The 19,426-nt window shown below is 65.9% G+C and carries 20 protein-coding genes; 15 read left to right on the top strand and 5 right to left on the bottom strand.

The window, feature by feature from the left end:
* Nucleotides 1–67: 67 nt before the first annotated feature.
* On the bottom strand, nucleotides 68–880 hold the full coding sequence (locus ACZ7GB_RS04840; RefSeq protein ID WP_472157818.1) for a M90 family metallopeptidase: 813 nt from the start codon (nucleotides 878–880) through the stop codon (nucleotides 68–70).
* Nucleotides 881–1,261: 381 nt separating this feature from the next.
* On the opposite strand from ACZ7GB_RS04840, the gene ACZ7GB_RS04835 reads away from it, so the two are divergent.
* From ACZ7GB_RS04835 to ACZ7GB_RS04825, 3 genes are all read left to right on the top strand, one after another.
* A complete protein-coding gene (locus ACZ7GB_RS04835; RefSeq protein ID WP_078519961.1) occupies nucleotides 1,262–1,519 on the top strand; it encodes a YjhX family toxin in 258 nt (85 codons plus the stop codon).
* Nucleotides 1,520–1,726: 207 nt separating this feature from the next.
* Nucleotides 1,727–1,915 carry a hypothetical protein gene (locus ACZ7GB_RS04830; protein WP_078599710.1) on the top strand — a complete coding sequence of 63 codons (189 nt, stop codon included), beginning with the start codon at nucleotides 1,727–1,729 and terminating at the stop codon, nucleotides 1,913–1,915.
* Nucleotides 1,912–2,868, top strand: coding sequence for an NAD(P)-dependent alcohol dehydrogenase (locus ACZ7GB_RS04825; protein WP_472157817.1), 957 nt, complete (start codon nucleotides 1,912–1,914; stop codon nucleotides 2,866–2,868). The genes ACZ7GB_RS04830 and ACZ7GB_RS04825 overlap by 4 nt, the downstream gene beginning before the upstream one ends.
* Before the next feature lie 2 nt (nucleotides 2,869–2,870).
* Here ACZ7GB_RS04825 and ACZ7GB_RS04820 read toward each other — a convergent pair whose 3' ends face one another.
* The 3 genes from ACZ7GB_RS04820 to ACZ7GB_RS04810 form a co-directional block, all read right to left on the bottom strand.
* Nucleotides 2,871–3,842 carry an NAD(P)-dependent alcohol dehydrogenase gene (locus ACZ7GB_RS04820; RefSeq protein ID WP_472157816.1) on the bottom strand — a complete coding sequence of 324 codons (972 nt, stop codon included), beginning with the start codon at nucleotides 3,840–3,842 and terminating at the stop codon, nucleotides 2,871–2,873.
* An 88-nt stretch (nucleotides 3,843–3,930) separates the two neighbouring features.
* Complete coding sequence (locus ACZ7GB_RS04815) at nucleotides 3,931–5,271, bottom strand: ATP-binding protein (RefSeq protein WP_472157815.1); 1,341 nt, start codon at nucleotides 5,269–5,271, stop codon at nucleotides 3,931–3,933.
* Nucleotides 5,268–5,927, bottom strand: coding sequence for a response regulator transcription factor (locus ACZ7GB_RS04810; protein WP_078519957.1), 660 nt, complete (start codon nucleotides 5,925–5,927; stop codon nucleotides 5,268–5,270). The genes ACZ7GB_RS04815 and ACZ7GB_RS04810 overlap by 4 nt, the downstream gene beginning before the upstream one ends.
* A 144-nt stretch (nucleotides 5,928–6,071) precedes the next feature.
* Between ACZ7GB_RS04810 and ACZ7GB_RS04805 the strand changes: the two genes are divergently transcribed.
* The 6 genes from ACZ7GB_RS04805 (at nucleotide 6,072) to ACZ7GB_RS04780 (ending at nucleotide 11,307) form a co-directional block, all read left to right on the top strand.
* Nucleotides 6,072–6,389 (top strand): PepSY domain-containing protein, encoded by a 318-nt coding sequence (locus tag ACZ7GB_RS04805; protein WP_472157814.1) that lies wholly within the window; start codon nucleotides 6,072–6,074, stop codon nucleotides 6,387–6,389.
* Nucleotides 6,382–7,059, top strand: coding sequence for a cytochrome b/b6 domain-containing protein (locus ACZ7GB_RS04800; RefSeq protein WP_472157813.1), 678 nt, complete (start codon nucleotides 6,382–6,384; stop codon nucleotides 7,057–7,059). The genes ACZ7GB_RS04805 and ACZ7GB_RS04800 overlap by 8 nt, the downstream gene beginning before the upstream one ends.
* A 174-nt stretch (nucleotides 7,060–7,233) precedes the next feature.
* The gene (locus tag ACZ7GB_RS04795; protein ID WP_472157812.1) at nucleotides 7,234–7,632 is read left to right on the top strand and encodes a PepSY domain-containing protein; all 399 of its coding nucleotides are present in this window, start codon (nucleotides 7,234–7,236) and stop codon (nucleotides 7,630–7,632) included.
* Between the two features lie 39 nt (nucleotides 7,633–7,671).
* Entirely contained in the window at nucleotides 7,672–8,142 is a 471-nt protein-coding gene (locus ACZ7GB_RS04790; RefSeq protein WP_078519953.1) for a DUF2271 domain-containing protein, read from the top strand.
* Nucleotides 8,143–8,153: 11 nt separating this feature from the next.
* Nucleotides 8,154–10,361, top strand: coding sequence for a PepSY domain-containing protein (locus tag ACZ7GB_RS04785; protein WP_472157811.1), 2,208 nt, complete (start codon nucleotides 8,154–8,156; stop codon nucleotides 10,359–10,361).
* Nucleotides 10,342–11,307, top strand: a complete 966-nt coding sequence (locus tag ACZ7GB_RS04780) for an FAD:protein FMN transferase (RefSeq protein WP_472157810.1) — start codon at nucleotides 10,342–10,344, stop codon at nucleotides 11,305–11,307. The genes ACZ7GB_RS04785 and ACZ7GB_RS04780 overlap by 20 nt, the downstream gene beginning before the upstream one ends.
* Nucleotides 11,308–11,333: 26 nt before the next feature.
* Here the strand turns inward: ACZ7GB_RS04780 and ACZ7GB_RS04775 are convergent, their stop codons facing one another.
* Entirely contained in the window at nucleotides 11,334–12,242 is a 909-nt protein-coding gene (locus tag ACZ7GB_RS04775; protein WP_472157809.1) for a LysR family transcriptional regulator, read from the bottom strand.
* Between the two features lie 167 nt (nucleotides 12,243–12,409).
* On the opposite strand from ACZ7GB_RS04775, the gene ACZ7GB_RS04770 reads away from it, so the two are divergent.
* The 6 genes from ACZ7GB_RS04770 (at nucleotide 12,410) to ACZ7GB_RS04745 (ending at nucleotide 19,396) form a co-directional block, all read left to right on the top strand.
* Nucleotides 12,410–13,171, top strand: coding sequence for an HAD-IIA family hydrolase (locus tag ACZ7GB_RS04770; protein WP_078539988.1), 762 nt, complete (start codon nucleotides 12,410–12,412; stop codon nucleotides 13,169–13,171).
* Nucleotides 13,165–14,094 carry an ABC transporter permease gene (locus ACZ7GB_RS04765; RefSeq protein WP_078539987.1) on the top strand — a complete coding sequence of 310 codons (930 nt, stop codon included), beginning with the start codon at nucleotides 13,165–13,167 and terminating at the stop codon, nucleotides 14,092–14,094. The genes ACZ7GB_RS04770 and ACZ7GB_RS04765 overlap by 7 nt, the downstream gene beginning before the upstream one ends.
* 4 nt (nucleotides 14,095–14,098) lie before the next feature.
* Nucleotides 14,099–14,980 (top strand): ABC transporter permease, encoded by an 882-nt coding sequence (locus tag ACZ7GB_RS04760; protein ID WP_083078680.1) that lies wholly within the window; start codon nucleotides 14,099–14,101, stop codon nucleotides 14,978–14,980.
* A gap of 63 nt (nucleotides 14,981–15,043) precedes the next feature.
* Entirely contained in the window at nucleotides 15,044–16,609 is a 1,566-nt protein-coding gene (locus ACZ7GB_RS04755; RefSeq protein ID WP_152843301.1) for an ABC transporter substrate-binding protein, read from the top strand.
* Nucleotides 16,610–16,678: 69 nt separating this feature from the next.
* Complete coding sequence (locus ACZ7GB_RS04750; protein WP_083078686.1) at nucleotides 16,679–17,554, top strand: metallophosphoesterase family protein; 876 nt, start codon at nucleotides 16,679–16,681, stop codon at nucleotides 17,552–17,554.
* Nucleotides 17,555–17,557: 3 nt separating this feature from the next.
* Nucleotides 17,558–19,396 (top strand): ABC transporter ATP-binding protein, encoded by a 1,839-nt coding sequence (locus ACZ7GB_RS04745; RefSeq protein ID WP_472157808.1) that lies wholly within the window; start codon nucleotides 17,558–17,560, stop codon nucleotides 19,394–19,396.
* Nucleotides 19,397–19,426: the final 30 nt, after the last annotated feature.

Here is a 19,426-nt window from a genome sequence, read left to right as displayed (position 1 = left end):
TGAGCCGGTGGATGCCGGATCTTCTGGTGCAGGCAGGAGTGTTACGGGGACGAGCCTGCGCACCGGGTCATCGGGCCCATGTCGATGGCTCAAGCTGGAAGAGTATCGACAGCTGTTCATAGACGGCAGGTTCGGCGTGTTTCAGCTCTGCCGGTCGCTCGAAGAAGGCCTCGACGAGGACTGCGAAGAACTCTTCCGGCCCCTCGGCGCCGTAGGCGTCTATCACTGTGCGCCGCCCGTGTCTGACGTGCTGAACATGGCGCTCGTAGGCCTCGGAGAATGGCACTGCCCAGCCAGCGAAGCTCTGCTCTTTGCTCAGCACCGGAATGCCGTCCGTGTGACCTGAAAGATCGTCGAGTTGGTGGGCGAACTCATGCAAGACGACGTTGTGGCCATCATGATCGTTGGAGGCGCCCCACCGGGTGTGCTTCCAAGACAGAACGACCGGACCGCGCGCCCAGCTCTCCCCGGTCCGGATGGTTTCGCGTTCCGTCAGAACATAGCCGCTGCGCTGAGCTTGTCTGGACTTGAAGGCTCCGGGATAGATCAGGATGGTGCGAAGGTGATCGTACCAGCTGTCTGAATTCACGACGAGAAGGCAGGCTTGGGCGGCGATGGAGAGCCGCATTTCCTCGGTCACTTCCAAGCCATTGCAGCCGAGGAATTCGACCTGATCCAGAAACAGGCTGATCTTGCCGTCGAGCCGCGCTTGCAGGTCGCCCGGCAGTCTTCGGATCAGCGGAACCTGCTGCTTCACAATGGTACGCTGACGCTCCGGCAGCGCAGTCGTCAGCAGTTGGGCGCGCTTGTGCCGCTTGAACCAGAAGAACGCTCCAACGGCGCCTGCGACGATGACCATGAGGATCAGGAATATCGGCATTACCGCTGTCCAATCTGGGCTGGTGTATCTGATGGCGTAGATAGTCGCTGAGGACAATGCAACCGGCGCTCTCGTTGGGGCTCTTTATCAGAACGCTCGGCGCCAGAGCTTTCGCGGAGGGACATGAACGCCCGCATTTCTGCAACGCCATTGCTTTGATCGCGCAGAGATGTCGCAGGGGACTTGTTGTGCTCTGCGTCCGTGCCTAACTGTCCAAAAGGTATGAGGCAGAGGCCTCATGCGATGGAGATTTTATGCAAGAGCCCCGGGCATAAGCCCGTTCCCGATCAAGTGATACGGGAACGCCAGAACCAAAAGAACACTCACGCGCAACGCTGAGTGCCTCTGTTTCTACACTCTCATAAAATCGAGACCAATCCCTTGAATATCTCAAAGCACGAACAGCGTGTTTTGCATGAACTCGCCCTTGGCGGAGCAATCCACCATGAAAGAGGCGAGGGCGGCAAGATACGCGCCATCACCTGTTACACGCGCGACGGTTACGTCCTTTCGGACTGCACGCTCGACGTGTTTATGCGCCTGAGAAAACGGCGCTTCATCCGCTCGCAGAACGGCCAGCCTTATCGCGTATCGCGGCAAGGCATCAAAGCCGTGCGCGCACAGCTCAATCAACGATGACAAACCGGAGGAGCATGATCATGCGAACTTCAATCCCCTATGGCGGTCGACGTGCCCATGAAAGGGATCAGGGCGCTCTACGGGCGCATCGGCGACTGGCTCGGCTGATTGTCGGTCGGGCTTGTCGGGCCGTTCGGCTTGGGTGCCGTGATCTTTGGGCGTCGCGCGCGAATCGACTAGGATTTGCATGAAGAGGGGGAGAGACCGATGGGCTTGCGACAGAAGAGAAAAGAACTGGTCGGACTGGTCGGCGCAATCGGCGTGGTGATCGCGATTGCCGGATTTGTCGGCGGCTACCTGAGCCCCGGCGCCACCATCGTCTGGACCTTGGGGGTCTGGATCGTCGGCACGATGCTGGTCCGTGTATTCACCGATCCCCCCGGACCCGGCAAATGAAGGCCATGACCTATCACCGCTACGGCGGGGCCGAGCAGCTGCGGCTTGCGGACCTGCCGGTGCCCGAGCCGGGCAAGGGCCAGCTTCGGCTCCGGGTAAGCGCCTGCGCGGTGAACCTGTCGGATTGGGAATATCTCACGGGCGCGCCGTTCTACGCGCGAATGGTCGGCGGGTACTGGCGGCCGAAGCAACCGGTGCTTGGCTCGGACATCGTGGGGATCGTCGACAAGCTCGGTCCCGACACGCCCGGCTTCGCGATCGGTGACCGGGTCATGGGGGACGTCGTCATGACCCGCGGCGGCTTCGCCGAATATGTCTGCGTGCCCTCTGAACTGATGGTGAAGGTGCCCGACAGCCTCTCCGACGCGGTCGCCGCCTGCCTGCCGCAGGCGGGCGGCATCGCCGTCGCCGGAACCGAAAATGTCACGGCAGGGGACAGGCTGCTGATCAACGGGGCCGGGGGTGGCTCGGGCACCATGGCGCTGCAACTGACGAAGCAGGCGGGGGCCTTCGTGAGCGCGGTCGACAATGGCGGCAAGGTCGACTGGCTGCGCACGCTCGGTGCCGATGAGGTGATCGACTATCGCGCACAGGACTTCACCGAGACCGGGGCTACCTGGGATCGCATCCTCGACATGGTGGCGACCCGCGGGCCACGCCGCATCGCGAAGGCGCTCGCGCCGGGTGGCATCTACCGGGCGGTCGGCGGCGAGGTGCGCGTGCTCTTGTCGCTCCTGCTCGGTGGGGCGATCTACCGTGGGCGGCACAAGTCGATCGGAATGCTGATGGTGCCCTCGGGGCGCGAACTGACCGCGCGCGTGGCGGCGCTGGCACAGGCGGGACGGATCGTGCCGCATCTCGAGGCGGAGCTGCCGCTGGTCGAGCTGCCGGAGGCACTGGCGCGCACCGGTCATGGCGAGGTCAGGGGCAAGATCGTGATCCGCCCATCCTGATCCTAGGGGATGTCGATCCTCACGATCCCGGTCTTCTGCCCGGTCTCGACATAGCGGAAGGCCTCGACGATCTCGTCCAGCCGATAGCGCCGGTCGAAGACGCCCCGGAACCGCCCCTCGGCCATCAGCCCGGCGAGGCGTCGCACGAAGCCCGGGGCATTCTCGGGAAAGGGAAGCCGCACGCGCTTGCTGCCGGTGAGCGCGCACCAGCCGGAGAGAAACAGGTGGGACCAGCCGGGGCCCAGATCGGTCGCCGTGAAGATGCCGTCGGATGTCAGTAGCGGGCGGCAGGCGCGCCACGAGGTCTTGCCCACCGCGTCCATGACGAGGTCGAAGCGCTCGCCGATCGCGGTGAAATCCTCGGTCTCGTAATTCACCACCCTGTCGGCCCCGAGGCTCTGGGCCAATTCGAGGTGACGGGTTCCGATGACCGCCGTGACATGCGCCCCGCGCACCTTGGCAAGCTGAACCGCCGCCGAGCCGATGGCGCCGGAGGCACCGTAGATCAGGCAGCGGGCGCCCTCGGACAGCAGGCTGGTGGTCGCGTCGGCATACCAGGCGCCTTCGCCCACCACAGCCTCGTCGAAGGCGAGATCGCCCGGGATCCGCGCCAACGGTCCATCGGCGGGCAGGCAGAGATATTGGGCATGGGCGCCGAACCGCTCGGGCGACAGGCCGAAGACCCGATCCCCGGGCCGGAACGCGCTCACGCCATCGCCCAGGGCGTCGACCACGCCGGCGAAATCCATCCCGAGCGTGGGCATCTTCGGCCGCAAGAGCCCCGTCATCGCCCGCGCGAAGAAGGGATGGCCGCGCAGCGTGGCCGTGTCGGTCCGGTTCACCGTTCCGGCATGCACGCGCACCCGGATTTCGCCCGGTGCGGGCGCCGGGATGGGCACTTCGTCCAGCCAAAGCGTGTCAGGCGCTCCATAGCGGTCGCAAAGCACCGCAGTCATCGTGTCCGCGTCGGTCATTTTTCCAGACTATCAGCCGAAAGAGGTCCGGCAAGTGACGCTGAACAAGACGGGTTTCGGAACGTGACGGATTTCGGCGCGCGGCTCTTCAGGACGTCGCCGCACTCAGCGGCAGCTGCAAGCTGACCTCAAGGCCAGAGTCGCGACCGCTCGGCGGCGATGTCAGCGAGAGCGGGCTTCCGATCCGCTCCGCGATGACGGCGACGATGGCGAGGCCCAATCCGCTGCCGTCATTCGTGCTGCCGGCGCGCTCGAACCGCGCGGTCAGCCGCGCGAGCGTCTCCTGCGGAATGACCGGCCCGGTATTCGTTACGGTGAAAACGCCTTTCGCAGTCAGGCGCACCGTAACCGGTTCGTCCTGCGCCCCATGCTTCAGCGCGTTCTCGATCAGGTTCCGGCACAGGATACCGAACGCATCGGGGTCGAGATCCGAGATGACAGGCGACTCGGGCAGCTCCAGAGCGATACGCCCGGGATCGAAGCCGCGCGCGAGGTCCTCGACGATCAAGCGGGCGGCGACGCGCAGGTCCGAGTTGCGCTCAAGCCGCAAAGGCCCGCCTTCCGCGCGGGCGAGTTGCAGCAGACGTTCCGAGAGCCGTGTGAGACGTTTCAGCGTCGCCTCGATATCGGCGGCGCGTGTCTTCGCGACCGGGTCGGTTGTTTCCGCGCTCAGCCGCTGTGTCTGCGCGATGGCGCCCGCAAGGGGCGTGCGCAATTCATGCGCGGCGTTGGAGGCGAAGCTTCGCTCGGCCTCGAACCCTTCGCGCAACCGCCCCAGAAGATTGTTGAGCGTGGCGGCGACCGGGGAAATCTCGGTCTGCAGATCGTCGGTCGGAATGGGGGTGAGGTCGCGGGCGTTGCGCGCCTCTAGACTGGTGCGGAACCGCCGCAGCGGCCCGAGATTGGTCCGCACCGCCAGCACGACCGCCGCGAAGGCGAGCGGGATCACGATCAGCAGCGGCAGGCCAAGGCCAAGCTCCACCTCTCGCGCGACCTTCGCACGATGCGCGAGCGGTTCCGCGACGGTGATCCGGATCGTGTCCTGAAGGGCGGCATCGCTATAGAGCCGGTGGGTGGCCGTCTGGCTGAACCCCCGGCCGTCATAGGCGGGGAAGACGGACGGATCGGCCGCATGGGACTGCAGAAGAATGTGCCCCTCCGCGTCCCGCACGATATAGGTGAAGAATTCCTCGTGGTTGCGCAGCCTTGCAAGGCGCTGCGTCGTGTTGTTGCCGTCGCGGTTCACGATATCCATGACCGCGAGGGGCAGGATCCTCTGCGCCGTTTCCTGAAGCGTGGAGTCGAAGACCTCGCTCATCTCCTTGCGCACGATCAGCGCGGTGACGGTCGCCGCCGCGATCCACATCAGCGCCAGAACGACCCCGAGCGAAAGCCCCAGACGGGCCTGAAGGCTTCGCGGCAATCTCATGCCTTGCCCAGCCTGTAGCCGAGACCGCGTTCAGTCTCGATCACATGGGCGCCAAGCTTCTTGCGCAGGCGGCTGACATGGACCTCGATCGTGTTGCTCTCCACCTCCGCATCGAAGGCGTAGAGCTTCTCTTCGAGCTGGGCTTTGGATAGCAATTGGCCGGGGCGCGAGAGGAACGCCTCGAACAGGGCCCATTCTCGCGCGGTCAGTTGCACGGGCTTGCCGTCGCGCAGGATGCTGCGCGCGGCGAGGTCGATCTCGAGCCCGGCATGGCTCACGATGGGGTTCGGATTGCCGCTGTAGCGCCGCGCGACCGACCCGATGCGCGCGGAGAGTTCCGCGAGGTCGAAGGGCTTTACGAGATAGTCGTCGGCGCCTGCGTTCAGCCCCTCGATCCGGTCCGAGACCTGATCGAGCGCGGTCATGATGATCACGGGGGTCACATCGCCCCGGCTGCGCAGCGACTTCAGAAAACCGATGCCGCGGCCATCCGGGAGCATGAGATCGAGCAGGACGAGATCATAGCCGGTGCTGCGGACCGACGCGCCCGCCTCGTCGAGACGCGTGACCCAGTCCACCGAGTGGCCATCGCTCGCGATCTGGTCGCGCACCGCAGTGCCCAGAATAGTGTCGTCCTCGATCAGCAGGATGCGCATGTTGGTCCCATCTCTTATCCGTTGCCCAGTCTTCACCTGCCCGGCTGACACCAAGCTGACGTTGCGCGCGATGCGGCTTCAGGTTCCCGTCAGATTGATCGCCCATGAAAGGTGCAGAATTGGCCGCGAACAGGAGTTTGGCCCATGAAGAAGACAGTGACAATTCTCGCCTTTCTCGCGGTGCTTCCGGCTGGAATGGCTCTGGCCGATGACGACTGTTTCGTGCCGATGGCGGATTGGCAGCCGCGCGATGCCGTGGCCCAACTCGCCGAAGAGAACGGCTGGACGGTGCGCCGCATCAAGATCGATGACGGCTGCTACGAGATCGACGGCACCGACGCGCAGGGCCGCCAGCTCGAAGTGACGGTTCATCCGTCGACGCTCCAGATTCTCGAGGTCGAATATGAGGGCGATGAACATGGTCGGTCCCGCGAAGATCGTGAAGGAGGCAAACATGACTGACGCAGCATTTCACGACACGACGAATTCCGGCGGTAGCTCCGGGGGCAGGGTGCGGGTCTGGGATCCGCTGGTGCGGATTTTCCACTGGGGCCTCGTCGCGGCTTTTGCCACGGCTTGGTTCACGGCCGACGAGTTGCAGCCGGTGCATGAGATCGCAGGCTACACCGTCGCCGGGCTGGTCGCGTTCCGGCTGGTCTGGGGGGGCGTGGGCGGGCGCTATGCCCGGTTCACCCAGTTCCTCAGAGGGCCGGGGCAGACGCTGTCCTATCTTGGCGACATGCTGCGCGGCAAAGAGCGTCGCTATCTCGGCCACAACCCTGCGGGGGCGCTGATGATCGTGGCGCTGCTGATCTCGCTGTCGGGCACTGCCTTTACCGGCTGGCTCATGGCGGAACCCACGCGCGTGGCGATGCTTCCCGCGCTGCCGCAGATCGTGACCCCGGCCTTCGCGGACGAGGATGGCGAATACGGTGAATATGGCGAGGGCGCGGAAGGCGAAGGCAACGAGGCGCTGGAAGAACTGCACGAGGTTCTCGCCAATCTGGTCCTGCTGCTCGTGGCGCTTCATGTCGCCGGTGTGGTTCTGGCCTCATTCCGGCATCGCGAAAACCTCGCGCGGTCGATGCTGACCGGCGACAAGCGTGGGCCTGAACCCGGCGATATCGCCTGACCGTTCCCGATCACATCGCCAAGGCCGTTTGTCCCGCGGCCTCACCTGGCCCCGCCCTCAAAAGGCGGGGCCTTTTTCCTGACGCGAAGCTGAAGCGGAAACTCCCCGCCCGTCAGGAAGCGCTCAGGTCCGCTGCCCAGATTGTCGGTAGCAGATGAAAAAGGAGACCCTGCCATGCGAAAGATCCTGACCGCACTTCCCCTCATCGCCCTGCTGCCTGCGGGGATGGCTCTGGCCGACGACGACTACAGAAAGCCTTCGCGCGGCGAAGGAATGTCCCGCGACGCGGTGATGCAGATCGCGCGCGAGAACGGCTGGACTGTCCACGAAATCGAGATGGAAGACGGCCGATACGAGATCGAGGGCCGCGACCGCGACGGGCGGAAAATCGAAGCCAAGATCGATCCAGCGACGCAGCGCCTCATCACGTCGGACTATGACGACGATGACGAGGACGACGATGATGACGACTACGGCGCATCGGCGCGCAACCCGGCCCCCGCCGGCACGGTAGCCCCGCCGAAAAACGGCCTCTTCGGTGACGGCGCTCCGCCCAAGGTTCAGGTGAACTGAACCGCCGCCGCTTTCCTCCCCAAAACAAGGATTCCCGAAATGAAGTCTCTTCTTGCAACATTGGCGCTGAGCACGGCGCTGACCATTCCCGCGCTCGCATCCGCGCAGCCCGTCACGCTCAAGACCACGCTGAACAACTACGGTGGCGACGGCGCTTATCTCGCGCTTTATGTCACCGATCCGTCGGGCGCCTATGCGGGCAGCCTCTGGATGGCGGGCGGCAAGTCCAAATATTACGAGCATCTCAGCGACTGGTATCGCGCGACCGGGGGCGACCCGGCGCAGATCAACGGTATCACCGGCGCAAGCGTCGGCGCGGGCCGGACGCTCGAGATCACGCTCGATCTTGCGGATGCGCTCTTCGATGCCGGCTACACGCTGCATATCGACGCCGCGGTCGAGGACATGCGCGACAGCCCCAACGAGGTCGCCGTGCCGCTGACGACCGAGGGCGCGGGCACGCCGGTTCCGGGGCGTCGCTACGTCGCCGATTTCACCTACGACATGTGAGGTGACAGGCCATGATCCGCGCGTTTCATCGCTGGCCGGGGTTGATTGCCCTGGCGCTTGTCACGGTGCTGGCGCTCAGCGGCGCGGTGCTCGCGGTCTTTCCGGTTGCGGAGCGGATCGCGGCACCGCAGGCGGGGGCGGAGCTCAGCGTCGCGACCCTCGCCGAGCGCATCCAGACAATCTATCCGGGTCTCGAACAGATCCGGCGCGCACCCTCGGGGCAGATCACGGCCTATTGGTTCGAAGCCGGACAGCCCGGCGCGGCGGTGATCGATCCCACCACGGGCCGCGGCGTCGCATCGGCTGATCCGAATGCCTTTCAGCGTTGGCTGACCAACCTTCATCGCTCCCTCTTTCTCGGCGATCCCGGCCGCGTCGCAAGCGCGCTGGGCTCCATCGCGATGCTGGTGCTCTCGGTCTCCGGCGTCCTGCTCGTCGCGCGGCGTGTTGGCGGCTGGCGGAACTGGTTCTCGCGTTTGCGTGGGCCGCTCGCCGGTCGGCTCCACGTCGAGATCGCGCGCGTCGCGGTGATCGGCCTGCTTCTCTCCTCCGTCACGTCTTTGTGGATGACGGCCTCGACCTTCGAGCTGATCCCCGATGGTGGGCCTTCGCTCGGCATCCCCGCCGAGGTGAGCGGTCAAACAGACGCGCCGCTTGCCGGTCTTGCGATGCTGGGCGACACGCCGGTCTCGGAGTTGCGGAGCCTGAGCTTCCCCTATGACGGCGATGCCACCGATGTTTTCACGCTGAAGACCGATCGCGGCACCGGCTATCTCGACCAAGGCACCGGCGCGGTGCTCGCCTGGGCGGACCTGACCGCATGGCAACGCATTACTGAGACCATCTACATGTTGCATACGGGGCAGGGCGCTGCACTGCTGGGCGCGGTGCTGGGTCTCATGGCGCTGGTCGTGCCGGTGATGGGGTTCACCGGCCTGACGGTCTGGCTGGCCGGACGGCGCGGTCGCCCGCGCATCCGGGCCAACCAGCCAGCTGCGCGCGCGGAGACGATCCTTCTTGTCGGCAGCGAAAGCGGCAGCACCTGGGGGTTCGCCGCGACCCTGCATGAAGCACTCCGTGCGGCGGGCCAGAGTGTTCACATCGCCCCGATGTCGTCCTTCGCCCCCGAGCGCTACGCCCGGGCCGATCGGATCATCGTGCTCGCGGCCACTTATGGCGACGGGGCGGAGCCCAGTTCCGCGAAAGGCTTTCTGACGAAACTCGACGCCTGTTCCGAAGCGCTGGATATCCCGATTGCCGTGCTCGGCTTCGGGGACCGGAGTTTCCCTGCCTATTGCGCCTACGCCCAGACGATTGCCGACACCGTGGAGGCGAAGGGGTGGCCGGTTCTTCTGCCCTATGACACGATCGACCGGCAGTCGCCGCAGGCCTTCGCGCGCTGGGGGCAGGCGCTGGGCGCGGTGCTCGGGATCGCGCTCGATCTGCACCACCAACCGACGCCCCCTGCCACGACCGAACTCACGCTCCAGTCGCGGCGCGATTATGGGGCGGACGTGCAGGCGCCGACGTCGATCCTGCGCTTTTCGCCGCCGCGCGCCACGTTCTGGCAGCGGCTGACGGGGGCGGGTTTTACGCGGTTTGCCGCAGGAGATCTGATCGGGATACTGCCCGAAGGGTCGTCGACTCCGCGCCTCTATTCGCTCGCGTCGTCACGCCGCGACGGGTTTCTGGAGATCGTGGTCAAGAAGCATCCCGGCGGGTTGTGTTCGGGCCAGCTGACGGCGCTCGAACCTGGCGAGAGCGTCCGCGCCTTCGTCCGACGCAACCCCGCCTTCCGGCCGGACCGTTCGCGCGCGCCGCTGATCCTGATCGGCGCGGGCACGGGGATCGGCCCTCTGGTGGGCTTCGTGCGCGAAAACGAGCAACGGCGCCCGATCCACCTCTTCTTCGGGATGCGCGATCCGCAAAGCGATTTCCTCTATGCGCAGGAGTTGGGCGGCTGGAAGAACGAAGGGCGTCTGTCGCGGCTCGTGACCTCGGTCTCGCGCGGCCAGCGACCGCGCTATGTCCAGGATGCGATGCGCGCCGATGCTCCCGAACTGGTCCGGCTCGTGCAGAGCGGCGCGCGGATCATGGTGTGCGGCGGGCGGGACATGGCGGCGGGTGTCGCCGATGCCCTGCATGACATCCTCGCGGCTTCGGGCCTTAGTGCGACCAAACTGAAAATGGAGGGCCGTTATGTCGAAGACATCTTCTGATTTGCTGCGCCACGCGCTGCACGGCGCGACCATGGGCACCCGCTGGACCGCCCTGTTCTTCGCACCGCCCGGGCGCGATCCCGCGCCGATCCAAGCCGCGCTTCAGGCGGCGGTTGCGGAGGTGGATGCGCAGATGTCCACGTGGAAACCGGACAGCGACCTGATGCGGCTCAACGCGGCGGCGGAAGGCGAATGGGTGAAGGTGCCCGGGCGTTTGGCCGAAGTGCTTCGTCTCGGGCTCGAGATCGGCAAAGCCTCGGGCGGCGCGTTCGATATCGGGCTCGGAGATGCGGTTGCGGCTTGGGGCTTCGGTCCCGACGATGCGACACCCGAGGCGATCCGCGCCGCGATGAGCGTGCCGCGGGAGCCCGCAGATCAATGGCTCGAGCTCGACCATGACCGGGTGCGCAAGAGCGGCCCCGCGGTGCTGGACCTGAACGGGATCGCGAAAGGCTACGGCGTGGATCGCCTCGCCGAGACGCTGGCCGCGCAGGGGATCGAGGCCGGTCTCGTCGGGATCGACGGCGAGATGCGGGCCATGGGGCTCCGGCCCGATGGCAGCCCGTGGACGATTGCGGTTGAGAGCCCCGATCCGCTGCGTCGCGCGCCGCATTCGATCCTCGCGCTCGAGAATGCGTCCGTCGCGACCTCAGGCGATTATCGGCACTGGATCGATCTCGGTGCGCGCAGGCTCTCGCATACGATGGATCGCGCGCGCGGCGCGCCCTTGCTCGCATCGCCTGCCTCCGTGACGGTCGTCGCGCGCAGTTGCGCCGAGGCCGACGGCTGGGCCACCGCGCTTATGGTGCTTGGCCCGGACAAGGGGCTGGAGGTTGCGAGGAAACGCGGCCTCGACGCCCTGTTCCTGATGCGCGAGGACGACGGGAGCGTGAAGAGCCTTGGGACAGGCGATTTGTTTCCAGAGAACGTCGCGGCGGCGGTCTAGGTCACGTCGCTTGGGCGTCGGCGCACCTATTCTCGAATGATCTCCGCGCCAGCAGCCCCGGCCGGATCGATCTGGCCGGCGGCGTTGAAGAATAGCTCGATCAACTCGTTTCTTTCGTCCTTCAGCGCGAACACGACCTCGTCCACCGTTGACCGGATGTCGCGGATCAGCAGCCTGCGCACCGTATCGGTTCGGTAAGTGCCGAAGCGCCACATGAAGCCGACACCGATCCCCAAGGCTACCGCCTCATAGACGGCGTCGCGGGTGTCGGCGATCAGCTGCGGCTCGGGGGATAGGCCGGTCGCACGGAAGGCGCGGTCGACGACCTTCTGGGTCGAGGACCCCTGCGAGCGGAAGATCAGCGGCAGCCGCGCCAGTTCTTCGAGGCTGACCTCGTCACGCAATCCGGTCGGGCTGTCGGCGGAGACGATGCCCACCACCTCCTGCGACAGCACCCGCGCGGTGCGGAATCGGCGATCGTTCGGCAGATCAGGCAGCACCGCGACATCCACCTCGCGCCGCAGCAGGGCCGCGAGGATGTCCTGATGCGAGCCGCTTTCCACCGAGACCGTGAGCGAGGGGTGCTGGCGCAGAAGCTGGTGGACGATCGCGATGCCCGGCATCGAATTGCCCAGACCGACGCGCAGCCTGCGCCTTCCGGTCGGGCCCCGGCGTTCGAGAATACGCAGCGCGTCATGCTCGGCCTCACGCATCCGGGCGCCGATGTCGCAAAGCTGCTCGCACAGCGGCGTGGCACAGAGGGTTCCGTTGAGCTTGTCGAACAGCCGCACGCCGAAGGCGCTCTCGAGATCGCGAATCTGCTGCGCGACTGCGGAATGCGACACCCCCAACCGGCGCGCAGCAGCCGAAAAAGAGCCCTCCTCGGCGACCGCAGTCACCGAGCGCAGGCGGGAAAGCGACAGGGCGCTCGCCATAGATCCAACCGAAGCTTTCATCATCCGACGGCTTAGCTTGCAGATGTAACATCCACGTCACAGAAACTCGTCAAACCGTGAGCAGTCCGGGGCGACGCCCCATCACCGCATGAACAGACGCGCATCGCGCGAACGGGGCCGAGGCCCCGAACGGAGAGGATTTGCCCATGACCCAGCCTGTCGGATTGTCCGAGTTCCTGTCAGGGCCGCTCCCCGAACGTGCTGCGGTTCTGGCCGATCTCGATGGCTGTCTGATCGCTGGGGACCGCGTTCTGCCCGGCGTGCCCGAGCTGATCGAGCGTTGCGGCGAGCGGCTTTGGGTCGTCTCGAACAATTCCACCGACACCGCTGAGCACCTCTCGGCCCGGCTCGGCCTGATGGGACTCGCGGTAGCTGCCGAGCGCATGGTGCTGGCGGGGGAGGAAACGCTCCGCAATCTGCAGCGCCGTCGCCCCGGCGCGCGGGTCGCACTTTTCGCCGCGCCGCCGCTTGTCACGCTGGCGCGCAAGCTGGGGCTGGTGCCCGACCGGGCGCAGCCCGAGCTGGTGCTTCTGGCGCGCGACACCGGTTTCAGCTTCGCCGACCTCACAGAACTCACCGCGATGGCGGCGCGGGGCCTGCCCGTGCTGCTGAGCAATCCAGACACGTTCCATCCCGGCCCCGACGGCACGCCCCGACCCGAGACCGGCGCGCTTTGGGCTGCGGCACGCGCCGCAGTGCCCGCCGCGACCGCATCGAGCCTCGCCAAGCCCGCCCCCGATCTGGTCCACGCCGCGCTGTCGCGCGCCGGGGTCGCGCCGGGCGCGGCGGTCTTTCTTGGCGACACGCCCGAAACAGATGGCCGCGCGGCCGCCGCCGCCGGGGTCGAGTTCGTTCTGCTCGCCCGGCCGGGTGGGGTGACCCTCGCCCAGGAGATCGTGACATGCTGAGCTACACCCTGCGCACCCTCGTCCGGATGGCGCTGACCTTCTTCGTGATCGTCACGCTTGTGTTCTTCGCCACGCGCCTGTCGGGGAACGCCATAGATTTCCTCGCGGGCGAGGGCATGACCCAAGAGGACCGCGAGATCCTGATCCGCTACTATGAGCTCGACCGGTCGCTCTGGGACCAATATTTCGCTTTCCTGCGCGCCTTCCTCGACGGGAATTTCGGCCTGTCCTTCATCGAGCGCCGACCGGTCATCCAGATCGTGGCGGAGCGGTTGTGGCCCTCGGCGCAGCTCCTCTTGTCGGCGATCGGCCTCACGCTCGTCGTGTCTCTCCCGCTGGGCATGATCGCCGCGATCTGGCGCAAGCACTGGCTGGGCAGCGCGGCGATGGTCGTAGCCTTCCTCGGCTATGCGGTGCCCAACTTCATCCTCGCCGTGGTGATGGTCTTGGTCTTCGCCTACTGGCTGAACTGGTTGCCGGTGGTGGGCAATGGAACGCCGCTGCATTTCATCATGCCGACGCTGGCGATGTCGGGTGTGCTGATCGCGGCGCTCACGCGCTTCACCCGCAACGCCATGCTCGACGTGCTGGGGCAGGACTTCATGCGCACCGCCCGCGCCAAGGGCCTGCCCGAGCGCGCGGTGATCCTGCGCCACGGATTGCGCAACGCCTCGATCACGCTCCTGTCGGTGATCGGTCTTCAGATCGCGGGGCTCGCCGCCTCCGGATCGGTGGTGGTGGAATCGATCTTCGCCTGGCCCGGCATCGGCGACCTGCTCGTCTCCTCGGCGATCCGGCGCGACTACCCGGTGCTCCAGTTCGGGGTCATCACCGTCGCCATCGCCGTCATTCTCATCAACGCCGCTATCGACCTTGCCTATGCCTGGGCCGATCCGCGCCTGCGCCATCAACTCAAAGGGTGATCCGATGACTATGGCCCTCAACACTCCCGCGCCTTCGGCCCTGCACCGCCTTTGGACCGGCACCAACGTGATCCAAAAAGTCGCCTTCGCGGTCGGGCTGGCTCTCTTGCTCATGGCTTTCCTCGGCCCACTGATCGCGCCGCATGATCCCAATGCGCAAAGCCTGCTCTCGCGGCTGCGCCCGCCGATCGGTTTTGATCGTGCGAAGGTCGCCTATCCGCTGGGTACGGACGAGCTGGGCCGCGATGTGCTCTCGCGCAGCCTGCACGGTCTGCGCCTGACGCTGATGCTTGCGATCCTCGGCGCGCTGCTGGGGCTTCTCGTCGGTGGGTTGCTCGGTCTGCTGGCAGGCGTGGTCGGCGGACGCACCGATGCCGCGATCATGTCGGCGGTCGACACCCAGATCGCGGTGCCCTTCACGCTGATCGCGCTTTTCACGTTGGCGATCTTCGGCAGCTCGCTTCAGGTGATGGTCATTGTCCTCGGCCTCGCCGGTTGGGAGCAATATGCCCGGATCGTGCGCGGCGACGTGCGCCGCCTGATGCATCTGCCCTTCATCGAGGCCGCCCGCGCCGCAGGCGCCAGCCCGCGGCGCATCGCCTTCACCCACCTGCTGCCCAATATCGTCTCGCCGCTGGTGGTCCAGTTCACGCTGTCGCTGTCGAATATCGTGCTCCTTGAAAGCACGCTGTCCTTCCTCGGCCTCGGCGTGCAGCCGCCCACCGCGACGCTTGGTTCGATGGTCGGCATCGGTCGCGACTACATGCCGACCGCCCCCTGGATCGTCATCGTCCCCGCCGCGCTGATCGTGTTGCTGACCTTCGCCGTCCAGGTGGTCGGTGACTGGTTACGCGACAGCGTCGACGTGCGCCTGCGCGCACGCTGACACCCCGCAACAAGAACAGAAGGCCGCAAGTGCCCGTCGTCAAACCCTGCAATGGAGATACCAATGCTCAGACTGCTCGTTTCCACCGCTCTTGCCGCCGGCATCGCTGCCGCTGGCGTCACGGGGGCTCAGGCCCGCGAACTGAAAGTCGGCGCTGCCAACGTCGCCAAATATCTCGATCCCGGCCGCGACCACTCGAATGTCGGCTCGCAGTTCTACTACAACACCTTCGACACGCTGATCGACAAGGATCACGAGAAGATCGGCGGCGAATGGCGCCCCGGTCTGGCGACCGAATGGAACCTCGTTTCGCCCAAGGTCATGGAGTTCAAGCTCCGTCAGGGCGTGACCTTCCAGAACGGCGAAGCGATGACCGCCGATGACGTGGTCTTCTCGCTCAACCGCATGTATCAGGCCACCTTCCCGCCCTACATGGTGCGCTCGAAGGACCGTCTGAACAACTTCGAGAAAGCCGAGAAGGTCGACGATTACACCGTCCGCATCACAGTGAAGCGCGAAGAGCCGCTTTGGGAAACGCTCGTGAACCTGCAGCAGGTCATGATCATCCCCGAAGACTACACCAAGGGCCTCACTGGCGATCCGAACGTGGCCGAGGACAGCGATTATGAAGCCTTCTCGATGGCTCCTGTCGGCACCGGCCCCTATGCGATCAGCGAGTTCAGCCCCGGTGAGCGCGTGGTCTATACCCGCTTCGACAATTTCTGGGGCGACAAGGCGCCGCTGGAAAAGGTCTCCGTGATCCATATCCCGGAAACCGCTTCGCGGATCACCGCGCTCAAGACCGGCGAAGTCGACATGATCACCAATGTCGCGCCCGACCAGCTGTCGCTGATCGAAGCCGACCCGAGCATCAAGGCCGCGGGCAGCGTCACGCCGCTGTTCCACGTCATGATCATGAACACCAACCATCCCAAGCTGCGCGATCCGCGCATCCGTCAGGCGCTCAGCCTCGCGATCGACCGCGATGCGCTGAACGAGGCGCTCTGGCTGGGCAAGGCCGTCGTTCCCTCGACCCACACGATGAAGGAATACGGCGATCTCTACATGCCGGAGCTGAAGACCTTCGAATACAATCCCGAGAAGGCCCGCGAACTGCTGAAGGAAGCTGGCTATGACGGGTTCGAGATCACCTATGACACCGACCCGGTCTATTACACCAACGGCCTTCTGGCCGCGCAGGCCATCGTCGAGATGTGGGCGCAGGTCGGTATCAAGGGCAAGGTGAATGTCGCCGAGAAATGGACCGGCAACAGCAAGGACATGATGACCCGCAACTGGTCGAACCCGATGTATTTCGCGGACCCCTTCGGCTCGTTCGGCGTCATGTGGGCCCCGGATGCGGCCTCGGAATCGGAAGGCCGTTTCACCACCGACGAAGCCTATCGCAAGACCTGGGACAAGTTCCGCTTCTCCAAGGATGTCGCGGATCGTCGCGCCGCCTATGCCGAGCTGATGGATCGCATCAAGCAGGACCCGCCGGTGCTGCCGCTCTATCGCCCCTATGAGAGCTGGGCGATGCGCAAGGATATCGCCTGGGCGCCGAAGCCCGGCCACATCCCCTATGTGCTCGATTTCCGCGCCGGGGCGATCTCCTTCGCCTCCAACTAACGCTCCCCGCCCGTCGCCGCTTATGCGTGGCGGCGGGCACCTTCCCCCAACTCTTTGGAAAGTTTCAGCATGTCCACCCGTATCGCCATCGTCACTGATATCCACCATGGCAAGCCCTCGACCGCGAAGCGCGGCGACATGGCGCTGCCCCTGATGGAAGACTTCGCCCGTTACGTTCGCGACGGCGGCGCCGATCTGGTGCTCGATCTCGGGGACCGGATCTCGGATGAGAACCGCGACACCGACCTGCGTCTGGAAGCCGAAGTGGCCGAGGCGTTCCGCGCCGTCGAGGCCCCGATCCTGCATCTCAACGGCAACCATGACCGCGATCATCTGGAGGTCTCGGATAACGAAGGGATCCTCGGCCAGACGCTCGATCACGGGGTCGTCGATATCGGCGGCTGGCGCATCGTCCTGTGGCGCGCCGATACGCGTATCCGCCGGATGCCCGACTATTCCGGCTTCGTGCTGACCGAGCCCGATGTGGTCTGGCTCTCGCGCACCATGCAGGCGAGCGACCGTCCGACGCTCGTGGTCAGCCACGTGCCGATCTCGGGCCATTCGCAGCTGGGCAACTACTATTTCGAGAACAACCCGGCCAGCTCGACCTATCCGATGGCCGAGCGCGCCCGTGCCGCTTTGTCTCGCGCGAAGGTGCCGGTCGTCTGTCTCGCCGGTCACGTGCACTGGAACACCGTCACCACGGTCGACGGGATTACCCATCTGACCCAGCAATCGCTGACCGAGAGCTTCACCACCGAGGGCGAGCCCGCCGGCGCGATGGGGATGATCGAACTGGGCGACAGCTTCCGCTGGGAGGTCGTGGGCGACGATCCGTTCTCCTTCGAGACCACTCCCCGCCATCGCCGCTGGACGCCCCCGCTGCCGTCCTTCGCCGACCACCCCGAGGCACGCGTCCGCCGCGCTGCCGCAGCCGCGAGTTGATCCATGAGCCGCGCACCGCTTCTGTCAGTCCAGAACCTGAGCCTCGCTTTCGGCTCCCACACCGCGCTGTCGGGGCTCAGCTTCGACATCGCACGCGGCGAAACCGTCGCGTTGGTGGGGGAGTCCGGCTCGGGCAAATCCGCCACCGCGCTGGCGCTGATGCGCCTGATCGAACGCGAGGGCGGGCGCCTGACTGGTGGGCGCATCAATCTCGACGGCGACACGTCGGTCGAGATCACGGCGCTCGAGGAACGCGAGATGCAGCAGGTGCGCGGCAACCGGATCTCTATGATCTTTCAGGAGCCGATGACCGCGCTCAACCCGGTGATGCCGCTTGGCGAACAGGTGGCAGAAGTCCTGCGCCTGCATCAGGGCTTGGACCGCAAGGCCGCGCTGGCGGCGGCCCGTGCCGCATTCGCGCGGGTCAAGATCCCCGAACCCGAACGGCGGCTGGTGCAATATCCGCACGAGCTGTCGGGCGGGTTGCGGCAGCGCGTCATGATCGCGATGGCGCTGGCCTGCCAGCCCGATCTGCTGATCGCCGATGAACCGACGACCGCGCTCGACGTGACGACGCAGGCGGAAATCCTGTCGCTGATCAAAGAGCTGCAGGAAGAGAGCGGAATGGCCGTGCTGTTCATCACCCATGACATGGGGGTGGTGGCCGAGATCGCCGACCGCGTCGTCGTGCTGTGTCGCGGCGAACAGGTCGAAACCGGTCCGGTCGGGCAGATCTTCGCCGCTCCGCAGGCCGAATATACCCGCAACCTGATGGCGGCGACGCCGATGCTGGGCGCGGGAGCTCCGAAACGGCCGCTCAGCGCCGATGCGCCGCTCCTCGAAGTCGACCGGCTGTCTGTCCGTTTCCCGGTGCGCCGCGCTGCTCCGGGGCGGCCTGCGCTCGATTATCACGCGGTCAACGAGGTCTCGCTGACCCTCGGGCGCGGAGAAACGCTCGGGCTGGTGGGGGAATCCGGTTGCGGCAAATCCACTCTGGCGCGGACCTTGCTAGGTCTTGAGGCAGCGTCTGGCGGGCGGGTCCGGCTGAGCGGGCAGACCCTGACCGGCCTGACGGCGCAAGAGCTGCGCCCGCTGCGCGGAAAGATGCAGATGGTCTTCCAGGACCCCTATGCCAGCCTCAATCCGCGGCTTCCGGTCTATGATCTGATCACCGAGCCAGCCCATATCCGCAACCCGATGACGCGCGCCGCGCGGCGGGCGATGGCGGGTGACCTTCTGGAGCGGGTCGGGCTGGAAGCCGCCGCGATGGATCGCTACCCGCACCAGTTCTCCGGCGGGCAGCGTCAGCGGCTTTGCATCTGCCGCGCGCTCTCGGTCAAACCGGCGATCATCGTCGCGGATGAGGCGGTCTCGGCCCTCGACGTATCGGTTGCGCGCCAGATCACCGATCTGATCGCCAAGCTGCAGCGAGAGGAGGGCGTCTCCTTCCTCTTCATCTCCCACGATATCGCGGTCGTCGAACGCGTCAGCCACCGCATCGCCGTGATGTGGGCGGGGCAGGTCGTCGAAACCGGGCCGACCGACACCGTGCTGAAGAACCCGCTGCATCCCTATACCCGACGGCTGCTGTCGGCAGTGCCGCATCCGGACCCGCAGCGCAGACCGCTCCAGAGCGAGCGCGCAGCCGACCTGAAAACGCCGAAGCTTCTGCTGCCGCGCGCCACAGACCCCGAGCGCATCGCGCTGCGTGAAGTCGGGGAGGGGCATTTCGTGGCCATCCGCGACACGGTCGAGCTGATGGCCTACCAGTCGATGGCAAGCGCCGCGCCAGAGGCGGTTCGCGAAGCGGAGCGCGAAGATGTCGGTAGCATGGTTTTCTAGCGCTCTCGGAGTCGTCGGCGCTGGGCGGAG

The organism is Thioclava sp. PTB-PU3-1 (genome assembly GCF_055666785.1).
Note: the sequence above shows the minus strand (reverse complement) of the source record. Positions and strands in the feature narration are given on the sequence as shown.

What these genes read in the sequence shown, in the direction of transcription:
- ACZ7GB_RS04840 (WP_472157818.1), bottom strand. Translation starts at nt 880, where the DNA reads ATGCCGATATTCCTGATCCTCATGGTCATCGTCGCAGGCGCCGTTGGA.
- ACZ7GB_RS04830 (WP_078599710.1), top strand. Translation starts at nt 1,727, where the DNA reads ATGGGCTTGCGACAGAAGAGAAAAGAACTGGTCGGACTGGTCGGCGCA.
- ACZ7GB_RS04825 (WP_472157817.1), top strand. Translation starts at nt 1,912, where the DNA reads ATGAAGGCCATGACCTATCACCGCTACGGCGGGGCCGAGCAGCTGCGG.
- ACZ7GB_RS04820 (WP_472157816.1), bottom strand. Translation starts at nt 3,842, where the DNA reads ATGACCGACGCGGACACGATGACTGCGGTGCTTTGCGACCGCTATGGA.
- ACZ7GB_RS04815 (WP_472157815.1), bottom strand. Translation starts at nt 5,271, where the DNA reads ATGAGATTGCCGCGAAGCCTTCAGGCCCGTCTGGGGCTTTCGCTCGGG.
- ACZ7GB_RS04810 (WP_078519957.1), bottom strand. Translation starts at nt 5,927, where the DNA reads ATGCGCATCCTGCTGATCGAGGACGACACTATTCTGGGCACTGCGGTG.
- ACZ7GB_RS04805 (WP_472157814.1), top strand. Translation starts at nt 6,072, where the DNA reads ATGAAGAAGACAGTGACAATTCTCGCCTTTCTCGCGGTGCTTCCGGCT.
- ACZ7GB_RS04800 (WP_472157813.1), top strand. Translation starts at nt 6,382, where the DNA reads ATGACTGACGCAGCATTTCACGACACGACGAATTCCGGCGGTAGCTCC.
- ACZ7GB_RS04795 (WP_472157812.1), top strand. Translation starts at nt 7,234, where the DNA reads ATGCGAAAGATCCTGACCGCACTTCCCCTCATCGCCCTGCTGCCTGCG.
- ACZ7GB_RS04790 (WP_078519953.1), top strand. Translation starts at nt 7,672, where the DNA reads ATGAAGTCTCTTCTTGCAACATTGGCGCTGAGCACGGCGCTGACCATT.
- ACZ7GB_RS04785 (WP_472157811.1), top strand. Translation starts at nt 8,154, where the DNA reads ATGATCCGCGCGTTTCATCGCTGGCCGGGGTTGATTGCCCTGGCGCTT.
- ACZ7GB_RS04780 (WP_472157810.1), top strand. Translation starts at nt 10,342, where the DNA reads ATGTCGAAGACATCTTCTGATTTGCTGCGCCACGCGCTGCACGGCGCG.
- ACZ7GB_RS04775 (WP_472157809.1), bottom strand. Translation starts at nt 12,242, where the DNA reads ATGGCGAGCGCCCTGTCGCTTTCCCGCCTGCGCTCGGTGACTGCGGTC.
- ACZ7GB_RS04770 (WP_078539988.1), top strand. Translation starts at nt 12,410, where the DNA reads ATGACCCAGCCTGTCGGATTGTCCGAGTTCCTGTCAGGGCCGCTCCCC.
- ACZ7GB_RS04765 (WP_078539987.1), top strand. Translation starts at nt 13,165, where the DNA reads ATGCTGAGCTACACCCTGCGCACCCTCGTCCGGATGGCGCTGACCTTC.
- ACZ7GB_RS04760 (WP_083078680.1), top strand. Translation starts at nt 14,099, where the DNA reads ATGACTATGGCCCTCAACACTCCCGCGCCTTCGGCCCTGCACCGCCTT.
- ACZ7GB_RS04755 (WP_152843301.1), top strand. Translation starts at nt 15,044, where the DNA reads ATGCTCAGACTGCTCGTTTCCACCGCTCTTGCCGCCGGCATCGCTGCC.
- ACZ7GB_RS04750 (WP_083078686.1), top strand. Translation starts at nt 16,679, where the DNA reads ATGTCCACCCGTATCGCCATCGTCACTGATATCCACCATGGCAAGCCC.
- ACZ7GB_RS04745 (WP_472157808.1), top strand. Translation starts at nt 17,558, where the DNA reads ATGAGCCGCGCACCGCTTCTGTCAGTCCAGAACCTGAGCCTCGCTTTC.